Origin of the sequence: Intrasporangium sp. (assembly GCF_051961875.1) — a bacterium.
Classification (GTDB): Bacteria; Actinomycetota; Actinomycetes; order Actinomycetales; family Dermatophilaceae; genus Intrasporangium_A.
Genome location: NZ_JBQCCV010000101.1, coordinates 1 through 10,114 on the forward strand (window position 1 = coordinate 1; position 10,114 = coordinate 10,114).

Sequence of the window (10,114 nt, forward strand, 5' to 3'; positions counted from 1 at the left end):
GTCACGTTCGTCGACGGGCGACAGCACGACTTCTGGCGCGTTGACGAGCGCCGCCTCCGGGACGCTCTCGGGTGACCCTCCTTGCCGCGGCCCGTCCATGCCGTGGTATACGTCCGGCTCGCTTTTGTGCATGGCTTCACAAACGTCTAGCCTGATCGGGTCCCCTTGTGCTCCGCGCCATGAGCGCTGCTGTGAAAGGAGCCGGTGAGCCCGCGTGTCCGCCGATCCCACCCTGCGTCGAGAGATTCCTGACGCGACCGTCGCGCGGCTCCCCGAGTACCTGAGGACGCTGACGACGCTCGCGGAGGAGGGCGTGGCATCGGTCTCGTCCGAGGAGCTCGCCGCGTCCGTCGGCGTCCGGTCCGCCCAGCTGCGCAAGGACCTCAGCCACCTCGGCTCCTACGGGGTGCGCGGCGTCGGCTACGAGGTCGAGACGCTCGCGCTGGAGATCACCAGGGCGCTCGGCCTCACCCAGGACTGGCCCGTCGCGATTGTCGGGATGGGTAACCTCGGCCACGCGCTCGCGTCGTATTCGGGCTTTGTCACCAAGGGTTTTCACATCGTGGCGCTCTTCGACGACGACCCGGCCCTCATCGGCCAGCAGGTCGGTGGCGTGACCATCCGGCCGTCCGGCGACATCACGGAATGCGCTGACGAGCTGGGCATCGCCATCGGCGTCATCGCCACACCCGCCTCGGCTGCCCAGACCGTCTGTGACGCGCTCGTGAAGTCCGGCGTCCAGGCCATCCTCAACTTCGCGCCGAGCCTGCTCTCCGTGCCGACGGGCATCGACGTGCGCCGTGTCGACCTCTCCACCGAGCTGCAGATCCTCGCCTTCCATGCGCAGCGGAAGGCCGGTCTGTCCGCAAGGGAGGTGGCCCAGCGATGAGCCTGCTCGTCATCGGCCTGTCCCACCACACCGCCCCGCTCTCCATCCTCGAGGCACTCGCTGAGGACGAGCGGCGCGACGAGACGCTCGCGGACACCCTCGTCCGCTCGGCGACCGTCGACGAGATCGTCGTGCTCTCGACGTGCAATCGGCTCGAGATCTACGCCGAGGTGCCGGCCTTCCACCCCGCCGTCGCGGCGATCGGGGACGCGCTCGCCGCGGCCGCCTCCGTCGAGGCCACCCCTGAGCGCGCGGGCGCCGACCTCGTCGACGACTGCCCCCGGGAGCCCGAGGCCGCCCTCGCGGCGCGGGCCGACCAGCTGGCCGACCACCTCTACGTGCGCTACGACGACGGTGCCATCGCCCACGCCTTCACCGTCGCCTGCGGACTCGACTCGATGGCGGTCGGGGAGTCGCAGGTGCTTGGGCAGATGCGTGCCGCCCTCGCGCAGGGGCAGGCGACGGGCCGGGTCGGGGCGTCCCTCAACGAGCTGTTCCAGCAGGCCCTGCGGGTCGGCAAGCGGGCGCACTCCGAGACCGACATCGACGGGCACAGCGTCTCCCTCGTGCAGGTCGGCCTCGAGGCCGCCGGGAAGCGCCTCGGCCCGCTCAGCTCCCGCCGTGCGGCCGTCGTCGGCGCCGGCGCGATGAGCGGCCTCGCCGCGGCCACCCTGAGCCGGGCCGATGTCGACTCCCTCGCCGTCGTCAACCGGACCTTGGCCCGCGCCGAGCGGCTCGCCGAGTCCGCCGGCGGGACCGCGCGGCCCTGGGAGGAGCTCTCCGACGTCCTCGCCGAGAGCGACCTCATCCTGAGCTGCACGGGCGCCACCGGCCACGTCATCTCCGCGGCGGACCTCCGCGAGAGCGCCGCCCGGCGCGGCGGGCGTCCCCAGGTGTTCATCGACCTCGCGCTGCCGCGCGACATCGAGCCGGAGAGCGAGTGGTCGGAGCCGATCCCCGGCGTGACCGTGATCGGCCTCGAGGAGCTGGGCCAGCAGCTGGCCGGCCGGGCCGAGGGCCGCGAGGTCGCCCAGGTGCGCGACATCGTCACCGGCGAGGTCGCCGCCTTCCTCACCCGGCGGGTCACGCAGTCCGTCTCGCCGACGGTCGCCGCGCTGCGGGCGCGGGCCGCCGAGGTCGTCGAGACGGAGATGAACCGGCTCGACCACCGGATGCCGGATCTCGACGAGGCGGCCCGTGCCGAGTTCGAGCTGGCCGTGCACCGGATCGTCGAGAAGCTGCTCCACACCCCGACCCGGCGCGTCAAGGAGTTCGCCATGGACGGCAGCGGCCCTGACTACGCCGCCGCCCTGCGCGAGCTGTTCGACCTGCAGCCCCAGGACGTCGCCAACGTCAGCGCTCCTCCGAGGAGGGCTCGCTCATGACCACGCTTCGGCTCGGCACCCGTCGGTCCGCCCTCGCGACCACGCAGTCGACGTGGGTCGCCGACCGCCTCCGTGCTGCCGGCCACGACGTCGAGCTCGTCGAGATCACGACCCAGGGCGACGTCTCCGGCGCGCTGCTCACCGCGATCGGCGGGACGGGCGTCTTCGCCGCCGAGATCCGCAAGGCGCTGCTCGAGGGGCGCATCGACGTCGCTGTCCACTCCCTCAAGGACCTGCCCACCGCGGAGGAGCCGGGGCTCGTCATCGCGGCGGTCCCGCAGCGGGAGGACCCGCGCGACGTACTCGTGGCACGGGACGGTCTCACCCTCGGTGAGCTGCCCGCCGGGTCGGTCGTCGGCACGGGCTCGCCCCGTCGCGTCGCCCAGCTCGCCTCGCTCGGGCTCGGCCTGCAGCTGAAGCCGATCCGCGGCAACGTCGGCACCCGGCTCGGCCTCGTCGAGTCCGGTGAGGTCGACGCGGTCGTGCTCGCCCGCGCCGGGCTCGCCCGTCTCGGGCTGCTCGACCTCGTGACCGAGGTGCTCGAGCCGATCCAGGTCCTGCCGGCTCCCGGCCAGGGTGCGCTCGCCGTCGAGTGCCGCGAGGACCGCGCCGACGTGCGCGAGGCCGTCGCGGTGCTCGAGGACGTCGACACCCGAGCCCGTGTCCTCGCCGAACGGTCGCTCCTCTCGACCCTCGAGGCCGGTTGCACCGCACCCATCGGCGCCCTCGCCGAGGTCGTCGAGGGCGAGGACGGCCTCGAGCTGTCGCTGCGTGCCTTCGCCGGCAGCGAGGACGGCAGCATCGAGCTGCGCCGCTCGCTGGTCGGTCCCTACGACGAGCCACGGCAGCTTGGCGCCCGGCTCGCCCAGATCCTGCTCGAGGACGGCGCCGCCGACCTCGATCATTTGTCCCCACCCGCACCGCAAGACAACTCGGAGCCAGTTTCGTGACTCGTTCGCGCAAGCCGTCGGAAGAGACGGTGCACCTGCCCACGCCGCCCGCATCACCGGCCCGCGTCGCCTTCGTCGGTGCCGGACCGGGCGACCCCGGGCTGATGACCCTCCGTGGCCGGGACCTGCTCGCCGCCGCGGACGTCGTCATCCTCGACCGGATCGCCAAGGACGACGTCGTGCTGAGCCATGCCCGGGAGGACGTGGAGATCATCGACGCGAGCCACGGCGACCGCGGGCAGGAGCTGACCCAGGCGATGCGGGCCAAGCTCGTCGTCAGGGCCGCCAAGTCGGTGGGCGACGACGGGCTGGTCGTCCGGCTCATGGACGGCGACCCAGCCACCTTCAACGGCCTCGTCGACGAGGTGCGCGCCTGCCGCAAGGCGGGCATCAGCTTCGACGTCGTCCCCGGCGTCTCCGCGGTCTCCGCCGTGCCGACCTACGCGGGGGTGCCGCTGACCTCCAAGCAGGACCGCGCCTTCCATGTCGTCAGCGTGGACGGGCAGACCTCCCACGTGTCCCGGTATGCCGCGGACGACCAGACCCTCGTCCTGCTCGGGTCGCCCGAGGCGATCCGCGAGGCGCTGCGCACCCTGCTCAAGGCGGGCCGCGACGCCGCCACGCCGGTCGTCCTGACCGAGCGCGGCACGACGGTCGCCCAGCAGAGCCGGTCAGGGCTGCTCGGCACGATCGACGACGAGTTCGTGGGCGCCGTGCCGGTCGAGCCGAGCGTCGCCGTCGTCACGCCGAACGTCGAGCTGCGCGACGAGCTCTCCTGGTTCGAGACCAAGCCGCTCTTCGGCTGGCGGGTCCTCGTGCCCCGCACCCAGGCCCAGGCGGGTCCGATGCTCCAGCGGCTCGCGTCGTATGGCGCGACCGCCGACGTGGTGCCCACGATCTCCGTCGAGCCGCCGCGGACGCCGCAGCAGATGGAGCGGGCGATCCGGGGCCTCGTCACCGGGCGTTACGAGTGGGTCGGCTTCACCTCGGTCAACGCCGTGCGCGCCGTCCGGGAGCGCTTCGAAGAGCTCGGGCTCGACGCGCGAGCCTTCGCGGGCCTCAAGGTCGCCGCCGTCGGTGGAGTGACCGCCCAGGCCCTGCAGGACTGGGGCATCAACCCCGACCTCGTGCCCTCGGGTGAGCAGTCGGCCGCCGGCCTCCTCGCCGACTGGCCTGCCTATGACCAGGTCCTCGACCCGATCAACCGGGTCCTGCTGCCGCGGGCCGACATCGCCACCGAGACCCTCGTCGCCGGGCTGCGGGACATGGGCTGGGAGGTCGACGACGTGACGGCCTACCGCACCGTGCGGGCCGCCCCGCCGGCCCCCGAGATCCGCGACGCGATCAAGGGCGGCGAGTACGACGCGGTCGTCTTCACCTCGAGCTCGACGGTGCGCAACCTCGTCGGCATTGCAGGCAAGCCGCACGCCGCGACGGTCATCGCCTGCATCGGCCCCGCAACGGCGAAGACCGCCCAGGAGCAGGGCCTGCGGGTGGACGTGCTCGCCCCCGAGGCGTCCGCCTCGAGCCTCGTCGACGCGCTTGCCGGCCACGGCGTCGGCCTCGCCATCGCCGCCGCCGAGGCGGGCCAGCCCATCCAGCGCCCCCGTGACAAGCGTCCGACCTCACGCAGGAAGGCCCGATGATCGACCGACCCCGCCGGCTGCGGCAGTCGCCCGTCATGCGCGCGATGGTCGCCGAGACCCGCGTTCACCCCAGTCAGCTCATCCTGCCGGTCTTCGTCGCCGAAGGCGCCACGGAGCCCCGGCCGATCGCGAGCATGCCCGGCGTCGTCCAGCACACGGTCGACTCCGTCGTCGAGGAGTCCCGCCGCGCCGCGGAGGCCGGCCTCGGCGGGGTGATGCTCTTCGGCGTCCCGCAGCACAAGGACGCCCGGGGGTCGGGTGCCACCGACCCCGGCGGCATCCTCAACGTGGCTCTGGGAGCGGTCCGCGACAAGGTCGGCGACGACGTGCTCGTCATGGCCGACACCTGCCTCGACGAGTTCACCGACCACGGCCACTGCGGGGTGCTCGATGACCGCCGCCGGGTCGACAACGACGCCACGCTCGAGATCTACGCCGAGATGGCCGTCGCCCAGGCCCGCGCCGGCGCCCATGTCGTCGGCCCGTCGGGGATGATGGACGGCCAGGTCGGCGTCATCCGGACCGCGCTCGACGCCGCCGGCTTCGAGGACGTCGTCATCCTCGCGTATGCCGCGAAGTACGCCTCCGCGTTCTTCGGGCCGTTCCGCGAGGCGGTGCAGTCGAGCCTGCAAGGCGACCGCCGCACCTACCAGCAGGACCCGGCCAACATCCGGGAGTCCCTGCGCGAGATCGACCTCGACGTCGCCGAGGGTGCGGACATGATCATGGTCAAGCCCGCCATGTCCTACCTCGACGTCGTGGCCGCCGCCGCGGAGCGCACGACGGTTCCGGTGGCGGCCTACCAGGTCTCCGGCGAGTACGCCATGATCGAGGCCGCGGCGGCGCAGGGCTGGATCGACCGGGAGCGCACCGCCCTCGAGGCGCTCGTCTCGATCCGCCGGGCCGGGGCGCAGGCGATCCTCACGTACTACGCCCTCGAAGCGGCCGGATGGTTGGGCTGACTCCTCTAGGATGCACGCAGCACTGGGGGAGGTGACGATGGCTGACCAGCAGCCGCAAGAGGTCCGCTGGCTCGACGAGGCCGAGCAGGCGTCGTGGCGTGCCATCCTCCGCGGCACCCGCCTGCTCGAGGAGGCCCTCGACGGCGCGCTCCGCGGCAGCGGCATCCAGCTGACCGAGTACGAGATCATCTCGATGCTCTCGGAGGCCCCCGGCCAGCGCCTGCGCATGTCCGAGCTCGCCTCGATGGTCGTCCAGTCCCGCAGCCGGCTCACGCACACCGCCAAGCGGCTCGAGGACCGCGGCTGGGTCGCGCGCCAGTCGTGCCTCGCCGACAAGCGAGGTGTCGAGCTCGTCCTGACCCCGGCCGGCAAGGAGGCGATCGAGCGGATCGCCGAGGTGCACGTGCAGAGCGTGCGCGACAACCTCGTCGACATCCTGACGCCGGAGCAGTTCATGGCGATCGGCCACGCGATGGCGATCGTCCGGGACCACCTCGACCCCGAGGAGCGGTCCGGGCGCTGACCCCTGCCCGCGACAGCGGCAGGTTCCGCGGCGGGGTGCGAGGTGAGCGCCATCCGGGTCTTGGGAGAATGGGCGCATGACCCAGGACGAACGGACCGTGCAGGCGACCACCCACTCAGCCGAGCTCTTCGAGCGGGCGCAGCGGATCATCCCCGGTGGGGTCAACTCCCCGGTGCGGGCCTTCGGGAGCGTCGGCGGGACCCCACGCTTCATGGCGTCCGCTCGGGGGGCCTGGCTGACCGACGTGGACGGCAACCGCTACGTCGACCTCGTCGGGTCGTGGGGGCCGATGATCCTCGGCCACGCACACCCGGAGGTCGTCGCCGCGGTGCGTGCCGCCGCTGAACGGGGCTTCTCGTTCGGCACGCCCTCGGCGGGCGAGGTGGAGCTCGCGGCCGAGATCGTCTCGCGTGTCGAGCCGGTCGAGCAGGTGCGGCTGGTCAACAGCGGAACCGAGGCGACGATGTCGGCGATCCGGCTCGCCCGCGGCTTCACGGGCCGGGACGCCATCGTGAAGTTCGCCGGCTGCTACCACGGGCACGTCGATGCGCTGCTCGCCTCGGCGGGCTCCGGCGTGGCGACGTTCGCGCTGCCGGACTCGGCCGGCGTGCCGCGGTCGAGCGCGGGGGAGACGATCGTGCTTCCCTACAACGACCTCGCCGCCCTGGAGGAGGTCTTCGCCGAGCGCGGCACGGAGATCGCGGCCGTCATCACCGAGGCGGCGCCCGGCAACATGGGCGTGGTGCCGCCGCTGCCCGGCTTCACCGAGGGGCTGCGCCGCATGACCCGGGAGCACGGCGCGCTGTTGATCTCCGACGAGGTCATGACCGGGTTCCGGTGCTCGTCCGCCGGGTTCTACGGCCTCGAGGGTCCGTATGCCGCTGGGCCGCCCGACCTCTTCACGTTCGGGAAGGTCATGGGTGGCGGCTTCCCCGCCGCCGCGTTCGGTGGTCGCGCCGACGTAATGGCGCTCCTCGCCCCGGCCGGACCGGTCTACCAGGCCGGGACCCTGTCTGGGAACCCGGTCGCATCTGCCGCGGGTCTCACGACGCTGCGGGCCTGCACCCCGGAGGTGTACGCCCGGCTCGGTTCGGTCGCGCGGACCATCGCAGACGGCGTCACGGACGCGCTCGCCGGGGCGGGCGTACCGCACACGATCCAGTGGGCCGGGTCGATGTTCTCGGTGTTCTTCCGCGACGGCGAGGTCCGGAACTACGACGAGGCGAGGGCACAGGACACGGACGCCTTCCGCCGGTTCTTCCACGCCATGCTCGACCAGGGCGTGCACCTGCCGCCCAGCGCCTTCGAGTGCTGGTTCGTCTCGGCGGCGCACGACGACGAGGCGGTGTCGGCGGTGCTCGAGGCGCTGCCGGCCGCCGCACGTGCCGCCGCCGGCTGAGCCCTCTGTCTCCCCGGTCGAGTGAGCGTTTGGTCCCTCGCGTCACAGGGTCGGTGTGACGGTTGGGGCGGAGTGCTCACTCGGCGTAGGGGGAGGGGCGCGGGCTCGGCGGGCGCGCCGGCGGGGCTGGGCGGCATACGAGGGGGACGGGGCGGGCTGCCCGCGTCTTGCGCGCTGATAAACCGTCGGATGGGGTGCCCGCGCGGATCTACACTCCCGACGTGTCGCTGTCCGTATGGCTGGGTCTCGTCGCCGCAGGGTTCCTCATCTCGTTCACCCCAGGAGCCGGCGCGATCAACACGATGGCCAACTCCCTCACCGCCGGCTGGGGGCGCTCGCTGTGGGGGATCATCGGGCAACAGGTGGCCCTCGTCTGCCACATCGCGATCGTCGCCGCTGGAGTCGGCGTCCTCGTCGCGAGCTCGCCGGTGCTCTTCAACGTGATCCGGTATGCAGGGGCGGCCTACCTCGTCTTCCTCGGGATCAAGCAGTGGCGGTCACGGTCGCACCACGACCCGGAGGCGCCCGCCGCGCCGCCGGAGTCGTCCTGGTCGATGGCGCGGCGCGGGATGCTCGTCAACCTGACCAACCCGAAGGCGATCGTCTTCTTCCTCGCCTTCACGCCGCAGTTCATCCGGCCGACCCAGCCGCTCGTGCCCCAGTACCTCGTGCTGACAGCGACGGTCGTGGTCATCGACGTCGTCGTGATGTGGTTCTTCTTCGCCGCCGCCGCCAAGGGGCTGCGTCGGCTGACTCGCAGCACGAAGGGACAGACCCGGCTCAACCGCCTCTTCGGAGGGCTGTTCGTCGGCGTCGGCGCCCTGCTCGCGGCGGTCCACTAGACAGAGCGGCTGCACTGCCGATCGAGAGAAGTGCACTGTCGATTGAGAGAAGTGCACTGTCGATCGGGCGTTTCACTACCACGATCGCGGGGGCCGGGGCGGCCAATTGGGTCGGCGCGTCAGCGTTTGAGACACTGGGCGCCATGACCGGCAGCCCCACCCCTCCGACACCGCCCGCTCGGTCCGGGCCGACCCGCACCGTGGTCCACCAGATGCGCCATGGCGAGGTCGACAACCCCGGTGGGGTCCTCTACGGACGGCTGCCCGGCTACCTCCTGTCCGCGCTCGGCCGCGAGATGGCCGAGACCGTCGCGGCCCACCTCGAGCCCAACGACGTCACCCGTGTCGTCGCCTCGCCGCTCGAGCGGGCCCAGGAGACGGCCGGCCCGATCGCGGAGAGCCACGGCCTCACCGTCGGCACCGACGAGCGGCTCATCGAGGCGGCCAACCGCTTCGAGGGCCTCGCCTTCTCCAAGACCGCGCTGCTCGACCCCCGGCACTGGCCGAAGGTCATGAACGTCACCAAGCCGAGCTGGGGCGAGGCCTACGAGGCCATCGCCGAGCGGATGCTCACGGCGATCGCGGACGCCCGCTCAGCGGCATACGGCCACGAGACGGTGCTCGTCTCCCACCAGCTGCCGATCTGGACGGTCCGCAACAAGCTCGAGGGGCGCCGGCTCTGGCACGACCCGCGCAAGCGGGAGTGTGCCCTCGCGTCCCTCACGTCGCTGCACTACGTCGACGACGAGCTCGAGTCGATCGCCTACTCGGAGCCAGCCGGTCCGCTGCTCGCGCGGGCGTCGAAGAGCGTGGGCGCCTGATGCGACCGACCGACCGACGCACCGCGGTGCGGTGGGGCGTCGCGGTGCTGGCAGGCGCCGCCGTCACGCTGACCTCCGCGTGCTCGTCCGACCCGAACTCCATCGAGGCGCAGGCGAAGTCGGGCGACCGGAAGGGCTACATCTCCGGCGACGGCACGATCGAGCAGGTCGACCCCGGCCAGCGCGGCGAGCCGGTCGCGCTGTCCGGCACGACCCTCGAGGGCAAGCCGTGGTCGATGCAGGGCAAGGAGGGCAAGATCCTTGTCGTCAACGTCTGGGGCTCCTGGTGTCCACCGTGCATCAAGGAGACCCCGGAGCTGCAGAAGGCCTGGGAGGACGTGCAGGCCAAGAAGCTCAACGTCGAGTTCATCGGCCTGGACACGCAGGAGGGGCCGGAGTCCGGTCTCGCCTTCCAGCGCGCCAACAACGTCACCTACCCGTCGCTCGCCTACGACGGCGGCGTGCCGCTCCTCGCCCTGCAGGGCAAGGCGAACGCGACCCCCACGACCCTGGTCCTGGACAGCCGGGGCCGCATCGCTGCCCGCGTGTCCGGCGCCGTCACGGAGACGACCCTTCGGGGGCTCATCGACGACGTCCGGGCCGAGGGCTGACCCGTGTCGTCCGAACTGCTCACGGGGCCGGTCGTCGTCGCGGCGGCCGTTGCCCTCGTGGCGGGTTTCGTCTCCTTCGCCTCGCC

10 protein-coding genes are annotated in these 10,114 nt (G+C 72.3%); all 10 read left to right on the forward strand.

What is annotated here, in order from left to right:
- The first annotated feature begins 214 nt into the window (after window positions 1-214).
- The 10 genes from ACTHJJ_RS05815 to ACTHJJ_RS05860 all read left to right on the forward strand — a co-directional run bounded on the left by ACTHJJ_RS05815 (window position 215) and on the right by ACTHJJ_RS05860 (window position 10,028).
- The gene (locus ACTHJJ_RS05815; protein WP_440301990.1) at window positions 215-889 is read left to right on the forward strand and encodes a redox-sensing transcriptional repressor Rex; all 675 of its coding nucleotides are present in this window, start codon (window positions 215-217) and stop codon (window positions 887-889) included.
- Entirely contained in the window at window positions 886-2,274 is a 1,389-nt protein-coding gene (gene hemA, locus ACTHJJ_RS05820; RefSeq protein WP_440301991.1) for a glutamyl-tRNA reductase, read from the forward strand. Before ACTHJJ_RS05815 ends, hemA begins: the two co-directional genes overlap by 4 nt.
- Complete coding sequence (gene hemC / locus ACTHJJ_RS05825) at window positions 2,271-3,224, forward strand: hydroxymethylbilane synthase (RefSeq protein ID WP_440301992.1); 954 nt, start codon at window positions 2,271-2,273, stop codon at window positions 3,222-3,224. The genes hemA and hemC overlap by 4 nt, the downstream gene beginning before the upstream one ends.
- On the forward strand, window positions 3,221-4,870 hold the full coding sequence (locus ACTHJJ_RS05830; protein WP_440301993.1) for a uroporphyrinogen-III synthase: 1,650 nt from the start codon (window positions 3,221-3,223) through the stop codon (window positions 4,868-4,870). The genes hemC and ACTHJJ_RS05830 overlap by 4 nt, the downstream gene beginning before the upstream one ends.
- Window positions 4,867-5,832: a porphobilinogen synthase gene (gene hemB, locus ACTHJJ_RS05835; protein WP_440301994.1), complete on the forward strand. Its 966-nt coding sequence runs from the start codon at window positions 4,867-4,869 to the stop codon at window positions 5,830-5,832. Before ACTHJJ_RS05830 ends, hemB begins: the two co-directional genes overlap by 4 nt.
- 37 nt (window positions 5,833-5,869) lie before the next feature.
- Window positions 5,870-6,355 (forward strand): MarR family winged helix-turn-helix transcriptional regulator, encoded by a 486-nt coding sequence (locus tag ACTHJJ_RS05840; protein WP_440301995.1) that lies wholly within the window; start codon window positions 5,870-5,872, stop codon window positions 6,353-6,355.
- 76 nt (window positions 6,356-6,431) lie between these two features.
- On the forward strand, window positions 6,432-7,754 hold the full coding sequence (hemL, locus tag ACTHJJ_RS05845) for a glutamate-1-semialdehyde 2,1-aminomutase (protein ID WP_440301996.1): 1,323 nt from the start codon (window positions 6,432-6,434) through the stop codon (window positions 7,752-7,754).
- Between the two features lie 221 nt (window positions 7,755-7,975).
- Entirely contained in the window at window positions 7,976-8,596 is a 621-nt protein-coding gene (locus tag ACTHJJ_RS05850; protein WP_440301997.1) for a LysE family transporter, read from the forward strand.
- 143 nt (window positions 8,597-8,739) lie between these two features.
- Window positions 8,740-9,417 carry a histidine phosphatase family protein gene (locus tag ACTHJJ_RS05855; protein ID WP_440301998.1) on the forward strand — a complete coding sequence of 226 codons (678 nt, stop codon included), beginning with the start codon at window positions 8,740-8,742 and terminating at the stop codon, window positions 9,415-9,417.
- Complete coding sequence (locus ACTHJJ_RS05860; protein ID WP_440301999.1) at window positions 9,417-10,028, forward strand: TlpA family protein disulfide reductase; 612 nt, start codon at window positions 9,417-9,419, stop codon at window positions 10,026-10,028. Before ACTHJJ_RS05855 ends, ACTHJJ_RS05860 begins: the two co-directional genes overlap by 1 nt.
- The last annotated feature ends 86 nt before the right edge of the window (window positions 10,029-10,114 follow it).

Coding starts and splice junctions, on each gene's coding strand:
- hemA (WP_440301991.1), top strand. CDS start 886: ATGAGCCTGCTCGTCATCGGCCTGTCCCACCACACCGCCCCGCTCTCC.
- hemC (WP_440301992.1), top strand. CDS start 2,271: ATGACCACGCTTCGGCTCGGCACCCGTCGGTCCGCCCTCGCGACCACG.
- hemB (WP_440301994.1), top strand. CDS start 4,867: ATGATCGACCGACCCCGCCGGCTGCGGCAGTCGCCCGTCATGCGCGCG.
- ACTHJJ_RS05840 (WP_440301995.1), top strand. CDS start 5,870: ATGGCTGACCAGCAGCCGCAAGAGGTCCGCTGGCTCGACGAGGCCGAG.
- hemL (WP_440301996.1), top strand. CDS start 6,432: ATGACCCAGGACGAACGGACCGTGCAGGCGACCACCCACTCAGCCGAG.
- ACTHJJ_RS05855 (WP_440301998.1), top strand. CDS start 8,740: ATGACCGGCAGCCCCACCCCTCCGACACCGCCCGCTCGGTCCGGGCCG.
- ACTHJJ_RS05860 (WP_440301999.1), top strand. CDS start 9,417: ATGCGACCGACCGACCGACGCACCGCGGTGCGGTGGGGCGTCGCGGTG.